Annotated in this window: 14 protein-coding genes; 11 read left to right on the top strand and 3 right to left on the bottom strand. The window is 73.9% G+C overall.

The features are described 5' to 3' along the window. The first annotated feature begins 283 nt into the window (after positions 1-283). The 10 genes from ACFYM0_RS10790 (at position 284) to ACFYM0_RS10835 (ending at position 18,686) form a co-directional block, all read left to right on the top strand. Entirely contained in the window at positions 284-7,468 is a 7,185-nt protein-coding gene (locus tag ACFYM0_RS10790) for an amino acid adenylation domain-containing protein (RefSeq protein WP_388499098.1), read from the top strand. Then, positions 7,465-7,671 carry an MbtH family protein gene (locus ACFYM0_RS10795; protein ID WP_388499101.1) on the top strand — a complete coding sequence of 69 codons (207 nt, stop codon included), beginning with the start codon at positions 7,465-7,467 and terminating at the stop codon, positions 7,669-7,671. Before ACFYM0_RS10790 ends, ACFYM0_RS10795 begins: the two co-directional genes overlap by 4 nt. Positions 7,672-7,823: 152 nt before the next feature. Next, positions 7,824-8,300: a cobalamin B12-binding domain-containing protein gene (locus ACFYM0_RS10800; RefSeq protein ID WP_388499102.1), complete on the top strand. Its 477-nt coding sequence runs from the start codon at positions 7,824-7,826 to the stop codon at positions 8,298-8,300. After that, positions 8,297-9,700 carry a methylaspartate mutase gene (locus tag ACFYM0_RS10805; protein ID WP_388499105.1) on the top strand — a complete coding sequence of 468 codons (1,404 nt, stop codon included), beginning with the start codon at positions 8,297-8,299 and terminating at the stop codon, positions 9,698-9,700. The genes ACFYM0_RS10800 and ACFYM0_RS10805 overlap by 4 nt, the downstream gene beginning before the upstream one ends. A 100-nt stretch (positions 9,701-9,800) precedes the next feature. Beyond that, positions 9,801-10,784, top strand: coding sequence for an asparagine synthetase A (locus tag ACFYM0_RS10810; RefSeq protein ID WP_388499106.1), 984 nt, complete (start codon positions 9,801-9,803; stop codon positions 10,782-10,784). Next, positions 10,781-12,097, top strand: coding sequence for a glutamate synthase-related protein (locus tag ACFYM0_RS10815; protein WP_388499108.1), 1,317 nt, complete (start codon positions 10,781-10,783; stop codon positions 12,095-12,097). Before ACFYM0_RS10810 ends, ACFYM0_RS10815 begins: the two co-directional genes overlap by 4 nt. Next, on the top strand, positions 12,094-12,483 hold the full coding sequence (locus ACFYM0_RS10820; RefSeq protein WP_388499111.1) for a hypothetical protein: 390 nt from the start codon (positions 12,094-12,096) through the stop codon (positions 12,481-12,483). Before ACFYM0_RS10815 ends, ACFYM0_RS10820 begins: the two co-directional genes overlap by 4 nt. A 44-nt stretch (positions 12,484-12,527) precedes the next feature. Further along, positions 12,528-13,796, top strand: a complete 1,269-nt coding sequence (locus tag ACFYM0_RS10825; protein ID WP_388499114.1) for an MFS transporter — start codon at positions 12,528-12,530, stop codon at positions 13,794-13,796. An 11-nt stretch (positions 13,797-13,807) separates the two neighbouring features. After that, positions 13,808-14,518 carry a 4'-phosphopantetheinyl transferase family protein gene (locus tag ACFYM0_RS10830; RefSeq protein ID WP_388499116.1) on the top strand — a complete coding sequence of 237 codons (711 nt, stop codon included), beginning with the start codon at positions 13,808-13,810 and terminating at the stop codon, positions 14,516-14,518. Between the two features lie 199 nt (positions 14,519-14,717). Beyond that, the gene (locus tag ACFYM0_RS10835) at positions 14,718-18,686 is read left to right on the top strand and encodes an AAA domain-containing protein (RefSeq protein ID WP_388499118.1); all 3,969 of its coding nucleotides are present in this window, start codon (positions 14,718-14,720) and stop codon (positions 18,684-18,686) included. Positions 18,687-18,761: 75 nt separating this feature from the next. Here the strand turns inward: ACFYM0_RS10835 and ACFYM0_RS10840 are convergent, their stop codons facing one another. Together ACFYM0_RS10840 and ACFYM0_RS10845 are read right to left on the bottom strand one after the other, a co-directional pair. Then, positions 18,762-19,418, bottom strand: coding sequence for a response regulator (locus ACFYM0_RS10840; protein ID WP_388499120.1), 657 nt, complete (start codon positions 19,416-19,418; stop codon positions 18,762-18,764). Positions 19,419-19,465: 47 nt separating this feature from the next. Next, positions 19,466-20,668, bottom strand: a complete 1,203-nt coding sequence (locus ACFYM0_RS10845; protein ID WP_388499122.1) for a sensor histidine kinase — start codon at positions 20,666-20,668, stop codon at positions 19,466-19,468. Positions 20,669-21,065: 397 nt separating this feature from the next. On the opposite strand from ACFYM0_RS10845, the gene ACFYM0_RS10850 reads away from it, so the two are divergent. Next, complete coding sequence (locus tag ACFYM0_RS10850) at positions 21,066-22,037, top strand: PP2C family protein-serine/threonine phosphatase (protein ID WP_388499124.1); 972 nt, start codon at positions 21,066-21,068, stop codon at positions 22,035-22,037. 37 nt (positions 22,038-22,074) lie between these two features. On the opposite strand, the gene ACFYM0_RS10855 is transcribed toward ACFYM0_RS10850, so the two are convergent. After that, the gene (locus ACFYM0_RS10855; protein WP_388499127.1) at positions 22,075-24,669 is read right to left on the bottom strand and encodes a SpoIIE family protein phosphatase; all 2,595 of its coding nucleotides are present in this window, start codon (positions 24,667-24,669) and stop codon (positions 22,075-22,077) included. Positions 24,670-24,703: the final 34 nt, after the last annotated feature.

Genomic DNA, 24,703 nt, shown 5'->3' on the forward strand with positions numbered 1-24,703 from the left:
CGGACCTCATTCGTCACGCGTACCTCATCCGGCTCTTGGCTCACGCAGGCATCGTCGCCCAGGTGACCGGGCCCCTCGCAACCGAGTTGCCACGTACAGAGCAGGGCTCGTCGGGGACGTGCGCTCCGGGCGACCGGCCGGACCCCGGGTGACCGGCAGTTCGGGGCGGCAGTAGAGCGAGCCCGGAGCTGCCGCGGGGACTGCCCGGCGGGGCGGGGCGCGGTGCCTAGCGTGGGGGCACGGACTCCGCTCCGCATCCCATCCCCCGCCTGGAGGCTCCGCGATGCCCTCGACCGCCCCCACCGCCTCCGCCGTCCTGGACGGCGGACCGGCGATCACCCCGGCGCCCCGTGTGCTCGACCGGATCGACGCCCGGGTCGCCGACGGCGCCGAGCGGCTCGCCCTGGTGCACGGCGAGCGCCGGATGACGTACGGGCAGCTCGCCCTCGCCGTGGCGTTCCGCGCCGAGGAGCTCGCCGCCGAGGGCGCCGGGCCCGGCCGGCTGGTGGCCGTGCACCGGCCGCGCGGGATCGACGCGGTCGTGGGGCTGCTGGCCGCCCTGCGGACCGGCGCCGCCTACCTGCCGCTGGACCCCGCCGCACCGGCCGCCCGTACGGCCGCCATCCTGGCGGACTGCGCCGGGCAGGACGTCCGCCCGGCGGAGGGCGAGTCCGTCCTGCCCGGTCCCGGTGTCCCGCAGGACGCCGCGTACGTGATCTACACCTCCGGCTCGACCGGAACCCCCAACGGGGTGGTGGTCGGGCAGGACGCCCTGGCCCACTTCACGGCCGGGGCCACCGTCCGCTACGGCATCACCGCCGAGGACCGGGTCCTGCAGTTCGCGCCGCTGCACTTCGACGCGAGCGTCGAGGAGGTGTTCCTGACCCTGGGCGCCGGCGCCACCCTCGTCCTGCGCGACGAGGAGATGCTGGACGTACCCGGGCTGCTGGCCGGGTGCGCCGCGCACGGCGTGACCGTACTGGACCTCCCCACGGCCTATTGGCACGAGCTGGCCCACGCCCTCGCCGCCGGGATCGCCGAACTCCCCTCCACCGTCCGCACGGTGGTCATCGGCGGGGAGGCAGCCCTGCCCGAGCGGGTGGCCCAGTGGTGCCGGGCCGTGGACCCGGACCGGGTGCGGCTGCTGAACACGTACGGCCCGACCGAGGCCACCGTCGTCGCCACCGTCGCCGACCTCTCCCGGCACCCGGGCGGTCCGGTGCCGATCGGGGAGCCGCTGCCGGGCGTGCGCGCGGCCGTCGTGGACGGCGAGCTGTGGCTGCTCGGCGGAGGTCTGGCCCTCGGCTATCTCGGCCGGCCGGAGCTGACCGAACGGCGCTTCGCGGCGCTGGGCGCCGAGCGCGCGTACCGGACCGGTGACGTGGTGTTCGTCCGTCAGGACGGACAGCTCGGCTTCCGGGGGCGCGCCGACGACGAGGTCAAGATCAACGGTCACCGGGTGGACCCGGCGTCCGTCGAGTCGGTGCTCACCGCCCACCCGGGGGTCCGCGAGGCCGCCGTCGTGCCGCAGGAGACCGCGGACGGAGTGAAGCGGCTGGCCGCCTTCGTCGTCGCGGATCCGGAGGTGGACGCCGACGCACTGCGCGCCCGGGCACGGGCCCACCTGCCCGCCGCCGCCGTGCCGTCGGTCATCACGCTGGTGGAGGCCCTGCCCCGCACCTCCTCCGGCAAGATCGACCGCAAGCTGCTGCGTGCCGCGCCCTCCGGGGACCGGGCTGCCGTCGCGTCGGTGTTCGACGGGACGGTCCTGCCCTCCGAGGACCGGATCCCGCTGTCCTTCGCGCAGCGCCGGCTGTGGTTCCTGGCCGGGCTGGAGGGCCCCTCCACGACCTACAACCTCCCGCTGGTGCTGCGGCTGGACGCCGTCCCAGACCGGGACGCGCTGACCGCGGCCCTCGCCGACGTCGTGGAGCGCCACGAGGTGCTGCGCACGGTGTACCCGGCCGTCGACTCCGAGCCGTACCAGCACGTCCTGGAACCGCTTCCGGTCCCGCTCGCGGTGACGGAGTGCGCGCCGGGCGAACTCGACGCACTGGTCGCACGGTTCACCGCCGGGACCTTCGACCTCTCCTGTGAACTCCCCATCCGCGTCCGGCTGTTCATCACGGGCGACGGGGTGGCCACCCTCGCCCTGCTGACCCACCACATCGCCACCGACGGCTGGTCGGTGGGCCCCCTGCTGCACGACCTCGGCGAGGCGTACGCGGCCCGGCTGGCCGGCGACGCACCCGGCTGGGAGCCGCTGCCGGTGCAGTACGCCGACTACACCCTGTGGCAGCACGAGCTCCTGGAGGATCCGGCCGCACTGCTGGACCACTGGCGGGCCGCCCTGGACGGGATGCCGACCGTACTGGACCTGCCCGCCGACCGGCCGCGGCCCGCCGAGCCCACCGGGCGGGGCGGCGGACTCACCGCGCGGCTGGACGCCGACTCGTTCCGGCGGCTCGCCGCGCTCGGCGAGGAACGGGGCGCCAGCCTCCTGATGGTCCTCCAGCCGGCCCTGGCCCAGGCACTGGCCGCCGTCGGCGCGGGAACGGACGTCCCGATCGGAACCCCGGTCGCGGGCCGCGGCGACGAGGCGCTCGACGGCCTCGTGGGTTTCTTCGTGAACACCCTGGTGCTGCGCACCGACGTGTCGGGCGACGTCCCGTACGCGGAGCTCGTGGACCGTGCCCGGGACGCCGACCTGGCCGCCTACGCCCACCAGGAACTGCCCTTCGACCTGCTGGTGGAACACCTCGCCCCGGACCGCTCGCTCGCCGTCAATCCGTTCTTCCAGGTGATGCTGACGGCCCAGCAGCAGGACGCTCAGACCTCGGAGCCGGCCGGCGCACTCACCGGCCGGTTCGTGGAACCGGGCCTGGAGGCAGCCAAGTTCGACCTCAGCGCCGCCTGCGTCGCCGCACCGGACGGCACTCTGGAGGTGTGGTGGCAGTACGCGGCGGACCTCTTCGACGAGGAGACGGCGCGGCTGCTGCTGGACGTGTTCGTACGGGCCCTGACCCGGGCGGCGGCGGACCCCGGCGGGCCGCCCTCCGCGAGCCCGCTGCTCGATGAGGCGGAGCTGCGGGGCCTCGACGGGCGCCGGACCCGCGTGGCCCTCGCCCGTGCGGCGCAGGCGGAGGCCGAGGCGGTGCGCGCGGCGCAGGCCGCGCCCGCCGGCGGCCCGGCCGCCGAAGGGGTGCTCTGCTCGCTGTTCGCCGAGGTCATCGGCATCGACCGGGTGGCCCCGGACGACAACTTCTTCTCGATCGGCGGCCATTCCATGATGGGCGTGCGGCTGGTGAACCGGATCCGCGCCGTGCTCGGCCTGGAGGCCCGGATCCGCGACCTGTTCCTCGCACCGACCCCGGCCGGGCTGGCGCTGCGCCTCACCCGGGACGGTGCGGGCACCGGACGGGCGCCGCTGGTCCCGGTGGCGGAGGCCGACCGGCCGGAGCGGGTACCGCTGTCGTACGCGCAGCGCCGGCTGTGGTTCGTCGACCAGTTGGAGGGCCCGAGCCGCTCCTACACCATCCCGTTCGCCCTGCGCCTGGACCGGCCGCTGGACCCGGCCGTGCTGGCCGAGGCCCTCGCCGACGTGGCCGGGCGGCACGAGGTGCTGCGGACCGTGTACCCGGCGGTGGACGGGCAGCCGTACCAGCGCGTACGTGAGTCGGCGCGGCCGGTGCTGGAACGGATCACGGCGCCGGCCGGCGGACTGGAGGCGGCGATCGACGCGGCGGCCGGGCACGTCTTCGACCTGGCGGCCGAACTCCCCTTCCGCGCCACGCTGATCGACCCCGCGGACGGACGCGCGCACGGAGACGGCGAGGGACACGGGGACGAGCACGGTGACAGCGGCGGCGACGGAAGCGGACAGGTGCTGGTGCTGCTCGTCCACCACATCGCCGCCGACGGCTGGTCGACCGGCCCCCTGCTGGCCGACCTGGCCGCCGCCTACGGGGCCCGGCAGGACGGGCGGGCCCCCGGCTGGCAGCCGCTCCCCGTGCAGTACACGGACTACACCCTGTGGGAGCGGGCGGCCCTCGACGGCGGGTCCGCGGCCGGACACGTCGCCCACTGGAAGCAGGCCCTGGCCGGCGCGCCCCCGGTCCTGGAGCTGACGGCGGCCCGCACCCGGCCCGCGGAGGCCACGCACCGGGGCGCGGCGACCCCGCTCGCCCTGGACGCCGATGTGCACGCCCGGCTGGAGCGCCTCGCCCTGGACCACGGGGCCTCCGTGTTCATGGTGGTCCAGGCGGCCCTGGCGGCGACGCTGACCCGGCACGGCGCCGGCACCGACCTGCCGCTGGGCACGGTCGTGGCGGGGCGTGACGACGAGGCGCTGAACGACCTGGTCGGCTTCTTCGTCAACACGCTGGTGCTGCGCTGCGACACCTCCGGCGACCCCCGGTTCGCGGACCTCCTGGAGCGGGTCAAGGACACCGACCTCGCCGCGTACGCCCACCAGGACCTCCCCTTCGACCTGGTGGTGGAGCAGCTCAACCCGGCACGCTCCACCGCCCACCACCCCCTGGTGCAGGTGGTGGTGCAGGTCCATCCCGCGGAACCGGCGGCCCCGGCGGACGCGGCGCTGTCCGGGACCCCGCTGGGGACGGCCTCCGGGTTCACCAAGTTCGACCTGACCGTGTCGCTGCGCGAGACGCGCACGGCGGACGGCGCCCCGGACGGGCTGGAGGGCGTACTGGAGTACGCGACGGACCTCTACGACGAGGGGACGGCGGCCCAGCTGGCCGCGCACCTGGCCCGCACGCTGCGGGCGGTCGCCGAGGACCCCGGGCAGCGCATCGGGGACATCGCCCTCCTCTCCGCCGAGGAGGAGTTCCGCCTGGTCACCGAGTACAACGACACGGCGACCCCGCGGGAGGCCTGCGGGCTGGTCCACGAGCGGTTCGCCGCCCAGGCCCGCCGCACCCCGGACCGGATCGCGGTCTCCTACGAGGAGGAGACGCTGACCTACGCGGCCCTCGACGCCCGCGCCAACGCCCTCGCGCACCGGCTGCTGGCGGCCGGGGTGCCCCGCGACGGGGCCGTCGGCGTCCTGATGGACCGTACGCCGGACCTGCTGGTGGCGGTGCTCGCCGTACTCAAGTGCGGGTCCGCCTACGTCCCGCTGGACCCGCGGCTGCCCGACAGCCGGGTGCGCATGGTGATGGAGGACGTGGCGGCGCGGGTGCTCCTGACGCAGGAGTCGCACCGCGAGCGGCCCGCCGTGCTCCAGGAGGCGGCGGCCGGGGTCCTGGTGATGACCGCCGCCCCGTCGCCCGAAGGCAGCGGGTCCGGGGCGGGTGCGGGGACGGAGGCCGCGGCCGGGGCGGACGCCTCCGATCCGGGGATCGCCGTGGGCGAGGACGCCCTGATGTACGTGATGTTCACCTCCGGCTCGACCGGCCGGCCCAAGGGCGTCGGCGTCACCCACCGCAACGTGGTGGAACTGGTCACCGACCGCTGCTGGAACCGGGCCAACCACCGCCGGATGCTGGTCCATTCGGCCATCGGCTTCGACGCCTCGACCTACGAGCTGTGGGTCCCGCTGCTGAACGGCGGACAGCTGGTCATCGCCCCCGGCGACGGCACCGACGTCGCCGAGCTCGACCACACCGTCCGTACCCACGGCGTGACCGCGGCCTACTTCACCATGGGCCTCTTCCACATCATGGCCGACGAGGGCCTGGACACCCTCAAGCTCCTCGACGAGGTCTGGACCGGCGGTGACGTGGCCTCCCCGAGCGCGCTCCAGCGGGTTCTGGACCACTGCCCGGAGACCGTGCTCGTCCACTCCTACGGCCCGACCGAGACCACCTTCGCCTCGCACCAGCAGCGGATCCCGGCGGGACGGGGCACCCTCCCCGGCGTGTTCCTGGGTGCGGCCCTGGACAACACCCGGGTCCACGTCCTCGACGAGCGGCTGCGGCCGGTCCCCATCGGGGTGGCCGGCGAGATGTACATCGCCGGCACCCAGGTGGCCCGTGGGTACCTGGGCCGGCCGGGGCTGACGGCCGAGCGGTTCGTCGCCGACCCGTTCGGCGCCGACGGCGGCCGGATGTACCGCACGGGGGACCTCGTGCACTGGACGCCCGAAGGCGAACTGCGTTTCGTGGGGCGGGCGGACGGCCAGATCAAGCTGCGCGGCTTCCGGATCGAGCCCGGGGAGATCGAGTCGACGCTGGCCCGCCATCCCGGCGTCGGGCAGGTCGCGGTGGTCGTCTTCGAGGACGGCCCCGGCGGCAAGCGGCTCGTGGCGTACGCCGTGCCTCGCGCCGGCCACGGCCTCACGGACGAGGGGCTGTTGCGCTGGGCGGCGGGCGAACTCCCCGAGCACATGGTGCCGTCGGCGGCGGTGCTGCTCGACTCCATCCCGCTGACCGTCAACGGCAAGCCCGACCGCAAGGCCCTGCCGGCGCCCGCACTCGCCGTACGCCCCTCCGGGCGGCCCCCGCGCAATCCGCGCGAGGAGATCCTGTGCGGCCTGTTCGCCGAGGTGCTGGGCGTGGAGGGGGTCGGCATCGACGACAACTTCTTCGGCCTGGGCGGGCATTCCCTGCTCGGGGTGCGCCTGGTGAGCCGGATGCGGACCGTGCTCGGGCTGGAGCGCGGGGTGCGCGACCTGTTCCGCACCCCGACCGTCGCGGGCCTGCTGGGCGACGAGCCCAGCGACTTCGACCCGATGGGCGTGGTGCTCCCGCTGAGCACCGGCGGGGCGCGGCCGCCGCTGTTCTGCGTCCACCCCGGCACCGGGGTCGGCTGGCCGTACGCGGGCCTGGCCCAGCACCTGGGCCCGGACCAGCCGCTGTACGCGATCCAGGCACGGGCGCTGAGCGAGCTGGGCCACTCCCCCGCATCGGTGGAGGAGATGGTCGCGGACTACCTCCCGCTGATCCGGGAGGTCCAGCCGCACGGCCCGTACCGCTTCCTGGGCTGGTCCTTCGGCGGCACGGTGGCCCACGCCCTCGCCGTACGTCTGGCCGAGCTCGGGGAGCGCACCGAGCTGCTGGCGATGATGGACGTCCACCTGCTGCCCACCGAGCCGGTGCGGCGGCGGATGACCCCGGCGCAGAAGCGGGACATGCTGGTCGGCGACGCTTCCGAGGAGCCGGCCGACGCGCCGTTCGACGTGGACGCTCTGATCGGCCTGGTACGGCTGAAGGACCCGGTGCTCGGAGCCTTCTCGGACGAGGAGATCCGCTCCGTGATCGGGGCCTCCATCAACCACGCCGAAATCATGAACCTGTACGCCCCGCGCCCGGTCGCCACCGACATGCTGTTCCTGGCGGCCATCGAGGACGGGGAAACGGAAAACACTCTCGCGCAGCACTGGATTCCCTATGTGGAAGGCAGCGTCGAGAATCACATCATCGGGGTCCCGCACACCAGAATGGGCGAACCCGAACCGCTTGCCCTGATCGGCCGTATTCTTTCCGAGAAATTGAGGAGCCTGTCATGACCAATCCTTTCGACGACACCGAGGGCACGTTCCACGTCGTGGTCAACGCCGAGGGGCAGCACGCCCTGTGGCCCGTCTTCGCCGACGTTCCAGCAGGCTGGGACGTTGTGTGGGGCGCCGGCACACGGACGGACGCGCTCGCCTACGTGGAGCGGAACTGGACGGACATCCGCCCCAAGAGCCTGGTCGCCCAGTACGCCTGACCCCACTCGAACCGCTCAGGAAAACCGTGTCCCGCACTGCGGGGCGCGGTTTTCCGTTTTTTCCGAACGCATCCCTCCGGGAGTTTCCACCGCCCCCATACTGCCGGTCCAACTTCCCCTCGACCGGGCCACCTCTTCCTATATTCATCCGTATGCGACGACGGAATGTGAAAATCCTTCTCACGGGTACGGCTTCGGATTCCCACACATGGAACCTGGTCTATCTGCAGCTGCTCCTGGAGGAGCTCGGGCACCCTGTCTGCAATCTGGGGCCCTGTGTGACGGACGAGCTCCTGACGGCGGCCTGCGCGGCCGAGCAGCCCGGCCTCGTGGTCATCAGCACTGTCAACGGGCACGGCTACCGGGACGGGCTGAGCGCCGTGCGCGCCGTGCGCCGGGCCGGCCTGACGCTTCCCGTCGCCATCGGCGGCAAGCTCGGCGTGGCCGGCGCGGCCGACCCGGAGCAGCGCGCACGGCTCCTCGACGCGGGCTGCGACGCCGTCTTCGACGACGGTGACGTCACCGCCCTGAAGTCCTTCCTCGCCGCCCTCGGCGCGACCTCGCCGACCGGCCGGCACATCGTGCCGAGGGCCACCCCGCGGGCAGCCGCCCGGCAGGCCGTCGCATGACCGCCGCCACGCTCGCCGCACCGAACGTGGCCGCCCCGTCCGCTTCCACGTCTTCCACGTCTTCCACTGCTTCCACGTCTTCCTTCGGCGCGTTCGTCGCGGACGCCGCCGCCTCCGGGCAGCTGGTCGTCCAGCCGCGGATGGGTTTCGGCGATCCGCGCCGGATGCGGGCCGGTCTGGAACGCACCAAGGCCGCAGTGGCCACCACCGTCGGCACCCTCACCATCGACAGCTACACCCGGGTCGGCGACCACGCCGCGGCGCGCGACGCCCTCGCCGAGGGCACCCCGCTCAACGGCTACCCGATCGCCACCCACTCCGCCGAGCTCACCCGGAACCTCCTCGCGGGCGTGCTCGACGCCGGGTTCCCCGTCCAGGTACGGCACGGCTCGTCGCGGCCGGAGGCGATCGTCCGGGCGCTCGCCGCCGCCGGACTGGACGCCACGGAGGGAGGGCCGGTCTCGTACTGCCTGCCCTACGGGCGCACCCCCCTCGCCGAGTCCGTGAAGAACTGGGCGCACTGCTGCGAACTGCTCGCCTCGCTCGTCCAGGCGCCGCGGACGGCGCACGTGGAGAGCTTCGGCGGCTGCATGCTCGGCCAGCTCTGCCCGCCCGGGCTGCTGGTCGCCATCAGCCTGCTGGAGGGCCTGTTCTTCGTCCGGCACGGCATCCGCAGCGTGTCCCTCAGCTACGCGCAGCAGACCGACCCCGGGCAGGACGCGGAGGCGGTACGGGCACTGCGCCGGCTGGCCTCGGAGTTCCTGCCCCCGGACGTGGACCGGCACGTCGTCCTCTACACCTACATGGGCGTCTTCCCGCACACCGAGCGCGGCGCCACGCGACTGCTGGAGGCCTCGGCCCGGCTGGCCGTCACCTCGGGGGCTCAGCGGCTGATCGTCAAGACGGCCGCCGAGGCGCACCGGATCCCCACCGTGCTGGAGAACGTCCGCGCCCTGGAGACGGCCGCGGCGACGGCCGCCCTGACCGGGCCGCCGCGCGAGGCGGCGCGGTCGGCGGACAGCGAGGTGTACCGGGAGGCCCGGGCCTTCGTGGAGGCCGTCCTGGAACTCGGCGAGGACCTCGGGAAGGCCCTGCGCACCGCTTTCGCGCGGGGAGTCCTGGACGTCCCGTACTGCCTGCACCCCGACAACGCCGGGCGCTCGCGCAGCTTCGTCGACGCGGGCGGACGGCTGCGCTGGTCCGAGACGGGCGCGATGCCCGTCGCCCCCCACCCGGTGCGCGGCGGACGGGTCCCGGGATCCGTCCGGTCGATGACCTCGGACGGGCTGCTGGCGGCGCTGGGCCGGGTGGCCTCGCAGTACGACGGCCCGCCGGCGCCCGGTTCCGCGGGCTCCAGCGGGCCCCGGGCCGGGGCTCGAGCGGCCAGGGCCCCCGCGTGAACCGCCCCGACCGCGGAGCGCCCGGGTCCGGTCCCCGTCACGCACGCACGCACGCACCCGTACGTCACGACCACGAACAGGTAAAGGAACAGGACCCGACATGGACTTCTCGACCCCTCCCCCGCTGGGCGAGCACCTGCGCTCGCCCCAGCTGCGGTCCGCGATGCTCGTCCAGCAGGAAGCCCTCCACGCGGCGCGGCAGTTCCTGCGCGGCGAGGGTTTCGTGGAGCTGCTGCCGCCCCTGGTGGGCCCCGTCACCGACCCGGGCGGGCGCGGCGCGAAGGCGCTGGACGTCGACTACTACGGGCAGCCGTACAAGCTGATGACGAGCGCGATCCTCTACAAGCAGGCTTCCCTGAAGGGCTTTCCGCGCCTCTTCTACATCGCCCCGAACGTCCGGGTGGAGCCTCCCGAGACCGCCGGCACGGGCCGCCACCTGGTCGAGTTCCACCAGATCGACGTGGAGATGGCGGGCGGCAGCCGGGCCGACGCCCAGGAGATCGCGGCCGGCCTGCTGACCAGCGTGGTCGACCACGTGTGGACGGCCGTCCCCGAGGTGCTCCGTGAACTGGGCCGGGACGATCTGGACTTCGCCGAGCTGCGGTCCGGGAAGTTCGACTCCTGCACGCACGAGGAGGCGGTGGCCCGGCTGATCGGGCAGGGCCACCCGCAGAGTCCGGACGCGGAGATCGACTGGGAGGGCGAGAAGGTGCTCTCCCTGGAGGCCGACCGGCCGTTCTTCATCGACGACTACCCGAAGGGTTCGCGCGGCTTCTACGACCGCGAGGACCCCGAACGCCCGGGCGTGCTGCGCAACTTCGACCTGATCGCCCACGGCGGGTTCGGCGAGCTGGTCAGCGGGAGCGAGCGGGAGTCGGGCTACGCGGCGATCGTGACCCGGATGCGCGAGAGCGGCGAGAACCCGGCCAAGTACGCCTGGTACCTGGAGCTGGCCCGCGAGGGCATCGAGCCCAGCGCGGGCTTCGGCATGGGGCTGCAGCGCCTGGTGCGGTACCTGACCGGGCTCGATGCCCTCTGGCAGGTCAGCGCCTACCCGAAGCTGCCGGGGGTGATCGCGCCGTGAGCTCACTGGGTGCGCCGGGCTTCCCGGAGCGGGCGGTACGGGCCAGGGCCCGGGCGGGCACGGCCGAGGTGTTCCCGGCGGCGGACGCCTACGGGGCGGAACTCTTCGGGTCGGCGGCCGACGGGTACGGGGACGGGGCCTGGTCCCCGGGAGCCGCCCCCGACGCGTTGGACGCGCTGCGGATCGCGCCGCCGGTGTTCATGCCGCGGCGGCTGGAGAAGCTGATCGACCTGGGCCGCGAGCCCTCGTACGAGGACGTGGACCTGGGCACGTCGATCGGCGGGTTCACGGCCCGACTGCCGCTGTACCTCTCGGCGTTCGGCTCCACCCGGGCCGGCAGCGGCGACCTCGGCGTGGCGGCCGGGCGGCAGGCGGCTCAGCTCGGGATCCCGATGGTGATCGGCGAGAACATGGTGCCGGTGCACGGGTACGCCCGCGGCGGCGACGGCGGGGCCACCCGCTCGGCCCTGCTGGAACGGGTGGCCGCCTACGCGGAGTCCGTCCCGGACGGGATCGGCGGCGTCGTCGTCCAGCAGTCCACCGAGGACGCCGACTCCGAGGTCTGGAACCTGCTCTACAGCGACCCGGGGACCCGGCCGCTGCGCGACTCGGGCCGGCTCGGCTTCGAACTCAAGGTGGGCCAGGGCGCCAAGCCCGGGCTCGGCGGGATGACGGTGGTGGGCGCGCCGGAAGCCGGCCGGCTGGCCGGGCAGTTCGCCGTCCGGGACCTCCTGGGCGATGCCGACGGCAGGCGGCTGCGGTGTGCGACGCCCGGCACCTTCACCGAGGAGATCGTCCGCCAGCAGCTGCGGTTCATGCGGAACAACTTCCCGCTGGCCCGCACCTGGGTGAAGTTCCACCCGGGCCGGGACATCGCGGCGGCCACCGCCACCGCCTGGGCGGCGGGCGCGGATGCGGTCACGGTGGACGGCGCCGAGGGCGGCACCGGCTGGGCGCCGAGGGTGTTCCTCGACCAGGTGGGGCTGCCGCTCGGGGAGTGCCTGCGCCGGATCGGCCGCCCGGCGGGGGACCTGCTCGCGACGGGCCGGATCTGGGAGGGCGGCCGGGCGGCACGGGCCCTGGCCCTGGGCGCGACCGCGGTGGGCCTGGGCCGGGCTGCGCTGCTGGCGGTGGACGAGGACCCCGAGGAGGGCCTGATCCGGCTCGTCGAGGCCTTGGCCCTGGAGCTGCGGCTGCTGGTCAGCGCCCTCGGGAAGTACCGCGTCGCCGATCTGGACCCGGCCGACCTGTGGTCCCCGGACACCCCGGTGCCGGGAGCCGTGCCGGCCGTCGCGCTCGGGAGCCCGTCATGAGGGCGCCCGGCCCGGCCCGGCCCGCCGTTCCCGCCGTCGCCGGCCCGCTGTCCGGGCGGGACGTCCCGAGGCCGGTGCCGGGCGGCCGGCTCGCGGGGCCGCCCGGGCGCCGCCGGCGTGCGGCGTGCGTCCGCGGACGGTTCCGGCTCTCGGAAGTACCGGGGGTCAGTGCGGCCGCCGTCCCCGCGGCGGGCCCGGCCGCCACCGCCGCCGCGGCCACGGCCGCGTACCGGGCGCTCGGAGCGGCGGGCCTCGGACACCTCGGGGGCCGCCTGGAACTACGGACGTACGGCGGCGCCCCCCGCGGCTCCGACCTGGCGCGCGCCGCACGGCGGGCCGTGGCCCTCGCCCTCGCGGGCCCGCACCGCCACGGTGACCGGCGATGAACCACCCCACCCCTCCCTCAGCCCACACAGAGAACAGGTGCACCATGGACACCCCCGTAGAGCAGGTTCCGCAGGCCTCCCCACCGGTCCAGTGGGGCCGGGTCGGCTCCCTCGTCGGCGGCCAGGCCTCCGTGCAGCTCGGCAGCTTCGCCCTGCTCATCGCCATGAACTGGACCGCCGTCGAGCTGGGCGGGACCCGTGCGGTCACCCTGCTGATGCTCGCCGCGACCGTGCCCCGCGCCCTCATGCTGATCTTCGGCGGGGCGGTGGCCGACACCCTCGGGCCGCGTTTCATCCTCCTGCGCACCACGGCCGCCCGCGTCGTCCTGCTCGCCGCCGGCGCCGTGGTCACCGCCACCACCCACCAGCTGTGGCCGCTGGTGGTGATCGCGCTGATCGAGGGCATCCTCCTGGGCCTGGCCGGACCGGCCTCCGGCGTCCTGCTGCCGATGTTCGCCCGCGGCGACCAGCTGGCCCGCGCGAACTCCCTCTACGCGATGGTGCTGCGCGTCGCCCCCATCCTCGGCGCCCCGGCCGGAGCGCTCCTGATCACCGTCGGGGAGCTGTGGCTGGCGATGCTGGTCGGCGCCGTCACCGGAGCCATCTGGCTCGGCTGCCTGCTGCACGTCACCCACGGCTTCGTCCGCCCGAAGCCGGAGCCCGGCGTCTCCCTGGTCAAGCGCTCCGGCGACGGTTTCCGGCTGCTTGCCGCCCACCCCCGGCTGCGCTGGATGTTCGTCGCCGCCCTCTGCCTCGACCTCGCTTTCAGCTGGCCCGCGGAGGTGGCTCTGCCGCTGCTGGTCTCCGAACGCGGCTGGGGCGTCAGCGCCGTGGGCGTGGTGCTGGCGGCCTTCAGCGTGGGCGCGCTCGGCTCCAGCGCGGTGGGCGCCGCGATGGCGCACCGCATCCCGATGTTCGTGCGCCTCGTCGTCACCGGCGCCGGCCTCGCCGCCGGAATCCTCGTGATGGCCCTGATGCCGTCCGTGGTCTCGCTCACCGCCGTCGCCGCCGGAGTGGGACTGCTGTCCGGCCTCAACGGCCCCGCGATCGTCACCCTGTACCAGCAGTCGGCCCCCGAGGACCGGATGGGCGCGGCGATGTCCACCCTCGCCCTCGCCGGAATCGGCACCGCCCCCATCTCCATCGCCGTCTTCAGCTCGCTCTCCCTCGTCCTGGGCATCCAGACCACGTGGCTGTTGTGCGGCGCGATCGCCTTCGTCTCCCCGGTGGCGGCGGTACTCGCCCTGCGCCACCCCGCACGGGCCGAGGAGCCTGCGCCGGTGGAGCAGATCCCCGTCCCCGCGGCCGCCTGAGGAGGTCCCCCATGTCCGTACTGACCCGGCAACTCCTGGTCCCGGAAAGGCTGTCGGACCCCGGTCCGGCGCAGGCCGCCCTGGTGGCCGCGAGCCCGCAGCTGTGGCTCGTGGACACCACGGACTACCGGGTGCACGCCGCCCGGCACGCCCCCGGCACCCTGGACGCCCAGGAGCTCGCCCGCGCGGCCGAGTTCGTCCAGGCAGCCGACCGGGACGCGTACGTCTGCGCGCACGTCGCGCTGCGGCGGCTGCTCGGCGCGTACCTGGGCATCGTCCCGCGCGAGGTCACCGTCGAGCGGGCTCCGTGCGCACACTGCGACGAACCGCACGGACGCCCCGTGCTCCCGGGCGGGGCCCTGCACTTCTCGCTCTCGCACTGCACCGACATCAGCCTGCTGGCGTTCGCGACCGCCCCGGTCGGGGTGGACGTGGAGGAGCTGGTGGCACCCCGGACCATCCCGGAACTGGCCGACGTCCTGCACCCGCGGGAAGCCGCCGAACTGGCGGCCCTCTCCCCCGGGGAGCGCTCGGCGGCCTTCACCCGGGTCTGGACCCGCAAGGAGGCCTACCTCAAGGGCCTGGGGGTCGGGCTGTCGGAGAACCCGGCCGCGGACTACGTCGGTTCGGGGGCCGAGCCGGCCCGCCTGCCGGGGTGGACCCTGACCGACGTCCTGGTCCCGGCCGGCCACTGCGCGGCCCTCGCCCTGCACACGCCGTGACCCGGCGGGCCCGGGGCGGCCCGGCCGGCCGGTGTGCTCCCCGCGCCCGGTCGGCCGAACGGGCCCTGTGCGCTGCGGCGTTCGAGCACGGGCGGACCGGGCGGCCGGAGCGCGGCCTGCTGACGGTCCGGTAGATTCGGTGACGCAGCTGATCTTCAGGGGAGCGGCGGGTGCCGCGCGTACGACACGGGGGCAATGAGTGCGGAGCAGTGACGCGCAGGACCATCGGCGCAGGGCCCTGCTCGAGTGCTGGCGCGCGATCGAGCTGTTCAGTCCGCCGACCATCCCCGCGCTGCCCCGGCGGCGCCCCTCCGCACGCTCCGCGGCGAGGGACGAGTACGTCGTCGACCTCACCCCGGAGCCGGGCCGGCTGCCGCCGCTCCTGCCGTGGGCCGGGGACCACCCCCAGACGGGGGCGCGGCGGGCACCGCACCGTTGGATGTGGCGGCACGAGGTCTACTGCGGTGTCTTCGAGCTGGAGTTGCTCCGCCAGGCGATGATCGCGGTACTGCCCGCGGGGACCGATCCGGACCCCGGCGTGCCACAGAGCGAGCTGGTGCTGTCGGATCAGAGCGCGATGTTCGCGCTGGTCCTGGACGAAGAGGGCCGGCCGCTCGAGGACACCTCCGTGATCTCCGCATGCGGCTGGGCGACGGGGCGTCTGTTCGATCCGGGACCGTCCGCGGCGGGGTGGCTGGACGGCTTCGAGGAGCTCGACGACGCGTTCGGCACCGCGATCGACGATCTCACCGCCACCGCGATCCCTTACGGTCCCGCCGCACCGGCCGCGGGTGCGGCGTACGAGCGCACGCCCGGCTCCGGGACCGGGCCGGAGGCCGGCCGCGGGAGCTGGCAGCGGCTGCTCGCCGAGATCCTGGGCGGCGCTGCCGTCGGCGCGGTCGGGGCCCTGTTCGGCGAGGTCGCCGGCGCCGCGTTGCAGGGCGCGGCGGACCCCCTGGTGCGCCGCGCCGCGGACTGGGCCGCGGCGCGCCGTCCTGCCGAGGAACAAGCGGAGTCCGGGCGGCCCGTGCGCGCCGCGGGCGCCCCCGAAGGTGCGCCCGCCGACGGTCCCGACACGCCGGCGGAGTCCGGGACGAGCGCCGACACCGGTCCCCGTGCGCTCGGGTTCGCCGATCTCGTCGCCCTGACCGCGCAGATCGCCGACCTGTGCGGGGTACGCGACCACCTGCGGCCGCAGGTGGTCCGGGTGCGCAGCAGGCTGGTCCGCCGGCCGGTGGACCCGGGGAAGAAGGCCGCCGTCGCGGCCCCGTTCCTGAACAGTCTGCTCCCGCCCGACCTCGCCCGGGTGTCCGCGGCGTTGGACGAGGGCATCGGCCCGGCGCTGGCGGCGTACCTGACCGAGCTCGACTCCGTGGCCGTGGGGGCGCGGACGGATGTCCGCCAGGAACGCGGGGTCGTCCTTGACGGGGTCGCTCCGGACCTTGTTCCGGCCGGCCGCTGGCCCGCACCGGCGCGGTTCCCGCTCGCCCTGAGCCAGCAGTTCGCGGTCGACCGCATGCTCGCCGACCGGGCGGGAAGCGAGGGCGGGATGTTCTCCGTGAACGGCCCGCCGGGCACGGGCAAGACCACGATGCTGCGTGACCTGGTCGCCGCCCTGGTCGTGGAGCGAGCGGCGGTGCTGGCCTCCTTCGACCGGCCCGGTCAGGCGTTCACCGGTCCGCCGTGGCGTGGCCGGGACCGTCAGGGTCGACACCCCCGCTTCGTGTCGCGGCTCGACCCGCGGCTGACCGGGTTCGAGATCGTGGTCGCCTCCTCCAACAACGGCGCCGTGGAGAACATCACCGCCGAACTGCCCGGCATCGGTGCGCTCGGCGAGCACTGGCACGGCGGCCCCGACCACTTCTCCGACCTTGCCTCCGCGCTCCTCTGCGGCCCGGCCTGGGGGCTGGTCGCGGCGGTGCTCGGCAACAAGTCCAACCGGAAGGAGTTCGGAAACCGGTTCTGGTGGGGCCAGCTGCCGGAGAAGGAGACCGAGGCCCGCTCCGACGCGGGACTGCCACCGCTGCGCGGCATGGAGAGCATCCTGCGCGACTGGATTCCGCCCAAGCCCCCGCCCGCCGGCCAACGTCCGGTCGTCCCGGCGGGCCAGGCCCCGGCTGCGCCTGCCGCACCCGCCCACCCCGTGCCCTCGTGGACCGGGGCCGTCGCCGCGCTCCGGGCCGCCCAAGCCGAGGTGGAGCGGCTGCGCTCCGGGCGCGCCCGGCTGGCCGGGTCCCTGTCCGCCGTCGAGTCCCCGTCGGCCGGGCAGCGGATCGCGGACCTGGAAGCCGACGTGTCCAGGTCCGACGGGCAGGTCGCCGCCGCCGCGGCGGTCCTGGACCGGGCCGCCGCCACCAGCGCCGCCGCCCGGACCGCCACCGCGCGGGCCGAGGCCGGACACAGGGCGGCTTCCGAGCACGTGCCACGGGCCCGCCAGGAGCTGGCCACCGCCCGCGCGGACCTGTCCGCCGCCCGTGAACTGGCCGCGCAGCAGAGGGAGTACGTGAGCGCGCTCACCGCGCGCCACGACGCGCCCCCAGCCACGGAGCGGGGCCTGCGCGGCGGACTGCGCCGCCTGCTGCAGAGTTCCGCCGACCGGCAGGCCGCCGAACGGCAACAGGAGCACTCCCAGGCCGAGATCGCCTACTTGCTCGTCCAGCAGCGCACCGCGCTCGAGGACTCCCTGGAGCAGGTCGCCGCCGCCGCGCGCACCGAGTCCCTGGCCGCCACCCGGCAGACCCGGTCCGGCGCCGACCTCGACGAGGCCGCTGCCGGTCTCACCGCCGCCCTCGCGTACGAACGGGCGGCGAGCGCGCGGGAGGCCGCGGCGGCCACCGCTCTGCGGCAGGCCCGGCAGGCCGCCGACTCGTCCCGCCGCGGCCTGCGCGCCGCCGTGTCCGAACTCGACGGCCGCCACCGCGAACTGCGGGAGGCGGCGCGGGCCCTGACCTCCTTGCCGCTCGGCTGGGCCCACCTCGACGAGGCCGACCAGGAGTTGGGCTCGCCCTGGTCGGACGAGGCCTGGTCGACCGCGCGCAGCGACCTGTTCCTGCGCGCCCTCGACCTGCACCGTGCCTTCGCCGCCGGGGCCGCGAAGAAGATCCGCGGCAACCTCCAGCTCCTCATGGAGCTGATGGCCGGTACCAACGGGCACGTTCCCGACGAGGAGGTCGAGCGTGCCTGGCAGACCCTCTTCCTCCTGGTGCCCGTCGTCTCCACCACGTTCTCCTCGGTCGGCAGCATGTTCGCGCGCCTCGGTCGGGAGTCGATCGGCTGGGTCCTCGTCGACGAGGCCGGACAGGCCACCCCGCAGGCCGCCGTCGGCGCGCTGTGGCGCGCCCGCCGCGCCGTCCTGGTCGGCGATCCGCTCCAGCTCGAACCCGTCGTCACCATGCCCACGGCCCTGCAGCTGCGGCTGCTGCGCGCCCACGGCGTCGACGAGCACTGGCTTCCCTCTGCCACCTCCGCCCAGGCCGTCGCCGACCGGACCAACCGCTACGGCACCTACCTCCCGTCCCCGGAAGCCGACGACGAGCACGTCTGGGTGGGTTCACCGCTCCGCGTGCACCGCCGCTGCGAAGATCCGATGTTCACGGTCAGCAACGAGGTCGCCTACGGAGGCCTCATGGTCTACGGCACCGAACCCAAGGCGTTCCCCGATGCGGAACGCGGCGGCCTGCTCCCCAGCCGCTGGCTCAACACCGACGACCCGGCCCGCCCCTCCGACGCCCCGTGGGGCGAACGCGACCGCCGGGCCTTCGAGTTCGTCCTCGACGGTCTGCACCGGCACGGCGTCGAGGTCGAGCGCGTGCGCGTGATCGCCCCCTTCCGGGCCCTCGTCGCCGAATGCCAGAGGGTCTGCCGCGGCCGTGAGGGCTGGACGTCCGAGCTGATCGAGGAACGCTGCGCCACCGTCCACCGGGCCCAGGGCAAGGAAGCCGACGTCGTCGTCCTCGTGCTCGGCGGCGGCCGTCCCGGCGCCCGCGAGTGGGCGGCCCGCACCCCGCACCTCCTCAACGTCGCCGCGAGCCGCGCCAAACGCCGCCTCTACGTCATCGGCGAGCGCAGCCTGTGGGCCCCGCTCCCCCACTTCGACGTCCTCGCCTCCGAGCTGCCGCAGTTCCACCATGTCCGCGACCGCGCCACGTGGCCGCCGGACACCGAGTGAGCGCTCAGCGGGTGTGCACGTGTTCGGTGCGTTCTCCTTTGCGCACCGTGCTGAGCTTCGGCTACACCGGGTGCGTCACGTCGTCACGAGCCCGGCTTCGTAGGCGAACACGACGGCCTGCGCGCGGCTGGTGAGGGCGAGTTTGGTCATGCAGCGGTGGACGTGGGTCTTGATGGTCGCCGGGCTCAGGACGAGCCGGACGGCGATCTCGCCGTTCGACATCCCGGCGCCGACGAGGGTCAGGACTTCCCGCTCCCTCGGGGTGAGGGCATCGGCCGGGTGTGAGGCCGTCGGCGGCGCCGCGGGCCGGACGGCGCAGAGGGCGAGGAGTTCCTGGAGGGCGGCGGGACTCAGGAGGGTGTCGCCTGCGTGGACGGTGTGGATCGCGGCGATCAGGCGGTCGGGCGGGGTGTTCTTGAGGAGGTACCCGCCGGCTCCCGACCGCAGGGCCTGGAGGACGTAGGAGTCCAGGTCGAAGGTGGTCAGGATGATGATCTTGGGCGGGTTCCCGGGTGCGTTCTCCAGGATGTGCCGGGTGGCGGCGATGCCGCCGATGCCCGGCATGCGGATGTCCATGAGGATGACCTCGGGACGGAGTTCGGCCGCGGCGACGATGGCCGTTTCGCCGCTTTCGGCCTCGCCGACGACCGTGATGCCGGGCGCGGCGTTCAGGAGCGCGACCAGTCCGGACCGGACGAGGATCTGGTCGTCGACGACGAGGATCGTGGGCATGAGCTGGTTTTCCCCCGGGGCACGGCAGCAGTGACCGGCGGCCGCGATCACTGGTGGTTCGGTATCGGCAGGGTGAGGTCGACCTGGTATCCGCCCTGGGGGCGGGGGCCGGCAGCGACGCTACCGCCGTAGATTGTTGCCCGCTCCCTCATGCCCATCAAGCCGTGACCTGGGAAATCTCGCTGTGCGGGCAAGGATTGGCCGGTTCCGTCATCCGTGATGCGCACGCTGAGGCCCGACGTGTCGTGGCGGAAGGTCATCTCGACGGCGGCGTGGTGAGCGTGTTTGAGGACGTTGGTGAGGGCCTCTTGGACGATGCGGTAGACGCACATGTCGATGCCCGCGGGAAGGCGGGTGGGGACCTCTCCCACGACCCGTACGGCGACTCCGGCCGCGTTGACGCGTTCGATCAGGGGCGGGAGTGCGGCCAGTCCCCGCGGTTGTACGTCGTCCTCGCCGGGACGGGAGCCGGCCCGTTCGGTGCCGTGCCGCAGGACGGTCAGCATGCGCCGCATCTCGTCGCCCGCCTCGCGGGCACTGTCCGCAGCCGTGTGGAGGGCCTGGCGGGCGGCGGCCGGGTCGGAGGTGAAGACGTAGTCGGCCACCCCCGCCTGGATGGAGATGACGGAGACGTGGTGGGCGATGACGTCGTGGAGTTCGCGGGCGATGCGCATGCACTCGTCGGTGACCGCGCTGCGCGTCCTCTCCTCCTGTTCGTCCTTCAGTTGCCGGGTGAGGGCGGCCAGGCGTTCGCCGCGTTCCGCGAAGCGGCGGGAGACGTCACCGGTGACCCAGGTGACTGCGGCGGTGGACGTGACGAACGCGACGCCGAGGCCGCCGATCCCGGGCTCCAACAGACGGGTCCCCCACAGGAGTACGAGCCAGGTGACCACTGCGGCGGGCACGGAGACGGTACGGACCCGACGGGAGGCGACGGTGTAGCAGGCCAGGCCCAGCCCGCACACGGTCACGGCGGGATAGTGGGCCAGGGTCAGGTAGACCAGGTCGCACAGCACGACCCAGACCAGGACGGGGACGGGGAACCGGCGGCGGACGGCGAGGGGGAGGTAGACCGCGCACACCAAGCCGTAGGACCACAGGTCGTTGTCGCGCCAGTACCCGTTGGGGTCGGGCCAGTTGTGAAGCATGGCGACGGAGATCCCCAGCGAACCCAGCGCGTAGACCACGTCCGCTGTCTGGGCCAGGAGCTGAAGGCGCGGGATCGTGAACGGGGCGGAGGGTCTTGTCATGGCCGCAGCCTAAACACCGCTCATCCGGTGACCGCTCATCCGGTGACCGCTCCGCCGGAGTGCGGCCCCGCCCGGCAGCCGGAGGTCAGGCCGGCCGACCGGTCGGTCATGATCATGCCGAGCGACCGACCGGTCACGGGCGGGCAGGTCCCTGCCGCGCGCCGAGGCGGTTCCCGCCCGGTCCAGCAGGCCGGTGATCGGGTCCGGCGCCCGGGAGCGGGCCCCGGGCCGGTTCGCCGGAGTGCCGTGCCTCCATGAGGTGGATACTCTGGGAATTGTGATCGAGTCTGGACCGCCGCGGCACCGTAGGCGCCCAGGCCCGGGAAGCCTTGTACGGCTGTCGCCGGTCATCCTGACCGTCGTCATCGCCAGCCTGGCCTACACCACACCGCCGGACATGGCCTTCAGCCGCCTCCTTCCCGCGGCGCCGGCCCTGGCCGCCGCGATGTGGCCGGTCCTGCCCACCGTCCTGCTCGGGACGGTCTGCCTCCTTCTGATGATCGGCCTCAGCCTCGTTTTCCCCGATCTGGGTACCTGGTGGACGGCCTCGGGAATCATCGCGGTCACCGTGGCCGCCGCGTACGGGAGCCACGTCCGGCTCCAGCGCGAGCGCACCCTCTTCCAGGTGAGGCTCGTCGCCGACGCCGCGCAGCAGGTGGTGCTGAGCCCCATGCCGCGCCGCTTGGGCAACATCGAGATCGAGTCGCTGTACCTCGCGGCCGCGGCGGAGGCCCGCATCGGCGGGGATTTCTACGAGGTGGTCGACACGCCTTTCGGGATCAGACTGCTCATCGGTGACGTGCGCGGCAAGGGCCTGCCGGCCGTGGGAGCCGCCGCCGCGATCGTCAACGCCTTCAGGGAGGCCGCCTTCGGCGAGGCCGCCATGGTCAACGTGGCACGCAGGCTCGACGCCAGCAGCACCCGTTACAACTCCGCGTTCCCCTCCGACGGGGCGATGGAGCGCTTCGCCACGGCCCTTCTCGTCCAGATCCCGCACGAGGGCGGACGGATCGACATCCTCAACTGCGGACACCCCCCGCCGATGCTCCTGAACCGCAGGAGACTTCGTGTCCTGGAGTCCGCCATTCCCTCGCCGCTGATCAGCCTCGCGGAGCTGGTCGGCGATCACTACAACGTCGAGACCTACGACTTCGCCCCCGGCGACCTGCTGCTCCTCTATACCGACGGGATCGCCGAGGCCCGCGCCCGCGACGGCGAGTTCTTCCCCCTGGCAGCCTGGCTGCGCCGGCAGCCGCCGACGCCGCCCCGCGAACTGCTCACCGCTCTTCACCGCGATCTTCTCCACTACAGCAGAGGACGCCTCGACGACGACGTCGCGGCCCTCGCCGTTCGTCTGTGCGAGCCCTGAGGGATCCTCCGATATCCCTGTCCGCCCACGGCCCCGCTCAGTGTTCCGGCAGCGGCTGCTCGGACCAGATGATCTTCCCGGTGCGCGTGTACCGGGTGCCCCATCGGCCGCTGATCTGAGCCACCAGGAAGAGTCCACGACCCCCTTCGTCCGTGGTGGCGGCGTACCGCAGGTGGGGTGAGGTGCTGCTGCCGTCGGAGACTTCGCAGGTCAGCAGCCTGCCGTCGTTCAGCAGCCGTACGCGGACCGGTGCGCTGCCGTGCCGGATGGCGTTCGTGACGAGCTCGCTCAGTACGAGTTCCGTGCCGAAGGCGAGCTCGGAAAGGCCCCATTCCTCGAGCTTCTCCACGGCGCGGGCCCGCACGCCCCCCACGGCGGTCGGCTCGAACGGCACCTCCCAGTCGGCGATGCGGTCCGTGGCCAGCGCGTGCGTCTGCGCGATGAGGACGGCCACGTCGTCCTTCGGGCGTACCGGCATCACCCCCTTCAGGACCGCCCGGCAGGTCTCGTGGGGCCCCGGGCCCGCGTGCGAGAGTGCCGAGCGGAGCAGCTCGAGCCCCTCGTCGATGTCGCGGCCCGGGGTCTCGATCAGGCCGTCGGTGTAGAGCACCAGCTGCGAGCCCTCGCTCAGGTCCAGCTCCGCCGACTCGAAGGGGAATCCGCCGAGCCCCAGCGGTGCGCCCGGGGGCAGGTCGGGCATCACCGCCGATCCGTCGGGACGCACCACGAACGGTGGCACGTGCCCCGCGCGGGCCATCGTGCACCGCTGTGTCACCGCGTCGTACACGGCGTACAGGCAGGTCGCGCCGATCAATTCGCCGTCGGTGCCGCCACCCTCCCCGCTCTGGTCGATGTACTGGACGAGGTCGTCCAGGCGCGCCAGCAGCTCGTCCGGAGGAAGGTCCAGGGACGAGAAGTTGAGCACGGCCGTACGCAGCTGGCCCATGGTCGCCGCGGCGCGCAGTCCGTGGCCGACGACGTCACCCACGACCAGGGCGACCCGGCTGCCGGGAAGCGGGATCACGTCGAACCAGTCGCCGCCGACGCCGGAGTGGGCGGGCAGGTAGTAGTGCGCCACCTCCACGGCGGTCTGCTCGGGCAGCTCGCGCGGCAGCAGGCTGTGCTGGAGCGTCACGGCCAGGGCGTGCTCACGGGTGTAGCGGCGGGCGTTGTCGATGGTGACGCCGGCCCGCGCCACGAGCTCTTCGGCGAGCGAGAGGTCCTCGTCGTTGAAGGGCTCCGGTTTCCGCGAGCGCCAGAAGTTGGCCACGCCGAGCGTGACCCCGCGGGCCGTGAGCGGGGCGGTGATCAGGGAGTGGATCCCGAACTCTACGATCTTCCGGGTCCGCCGCGGGTCCTGGGCGTGCCAGCCGGGCGCGTCGGCGAGGTCGGGCACCACCTCGGCCCGGCCGCTGGCGAAACCGCGGGCCTGCGGTGTGGACGGCAGGAAGTCGATCAGCCTGCCGCGCGGATAGAGGGGCGCATCGTCGCGGATGCCGCTGACCCCGGTACGGCGCAGCTCCGCGTCCGAGGCGGGCTCGTCCCCGTGGAGCACGCTCTCGGCCAGATCCACGGTCACGAAGTCCGCGAAGCGCGGCACTGCGACGTCGGCGAGCTCCTGGGCCGTCCGCTCCACGTCGAGGGTGGTGCCGATGCCGGTGCCGGCGTCGTACAGCAGCTTCAGCCGTCTGTGGGCCGCGTCGGCCCGTGCGCTGAGCACGCGCATTTCGGTGGAGTCACGGATGGTGACGGCCGCTCCCTCCGGCCCGCCGCCGGGCCGGGTCGGCCTCTGGCTGATCACCAGCAGCCGGTCGCCGGCCTCGTGCACCTCGTCGGTGGCCTCCCGACGGGAGATCAGGAGATCGGACACCTGCCGATCGAGACCGGGCAGGTCTTTGATGAGGGCCCCTTCGGCATCGGGGGCGAGCCGCAGGAGCCGCTTCGCCTCGTCGTTCGCGAGCAGGAGCCGACCCGCGCCGTCGGTGATCAGCACCCCCTCGCGGACGGCGTGCAGCACCGCGTCGTGGTGCTCGTACATCCGTGTCATCTCCAGAGGGCCGAGGCCGTGGGTCTGGCGCCGGAGGCGTCTGCTGATCAGGGCCGCGCCCCCGGTGGCCAGGGCGAGGCCGGCCGCGCTGACGCCGAGGATCACGGGGAGTTGCCGGTCGACGACGCCGGTGACGCTCTTCACGGTGAGGCCCGCCGAGACCAGTGCGACGACCCGGCCGTCGTCGGCGACCACCGGCACCACGGCCTGGATCTCGTTGCCCAGCGGACCGTGGACGCTCTCCGTGTAGACGTGGCCGGCGAGCGAGGGCGCGATCGTCCCCACGAACCGCTTGCCGATGCGGTCGGGCAGGGGGTGGGTGTAGCGGATCCCCTTGGTGTCCATCACCACGATGAAGTCCACCCCGGTGGCCTTGCGCGTCGACTCGGCGAGCGGCTGGAGGATCGCGGAGGGATCGGGCGAACGGAGGGCCTCTTGCAGCCCGAGCGAGCGGGCGAAGGTCTCGGCGACCGCCACGGACCGGCTGCGGGCCTCGCGGTCGATGTCGTGGCGGGACTGGAGCACCAGCGCCAGCACCGCACCTGCCGCGAGCAGCACCACGACCGCCACCTGCAGGACGAACACCTGCCGGGCGACGCTTCGCGGGCGATTGCCCTTC

It is taken from the genome of Streptomyces sp. NPDC006487 (assembly GCF_042870555.1).
Classification (GTDB): Bacteria; Actinomycetota; Actinomycetes; order Streptomycetales; family Streptomycetaceae; genus Streptomyces.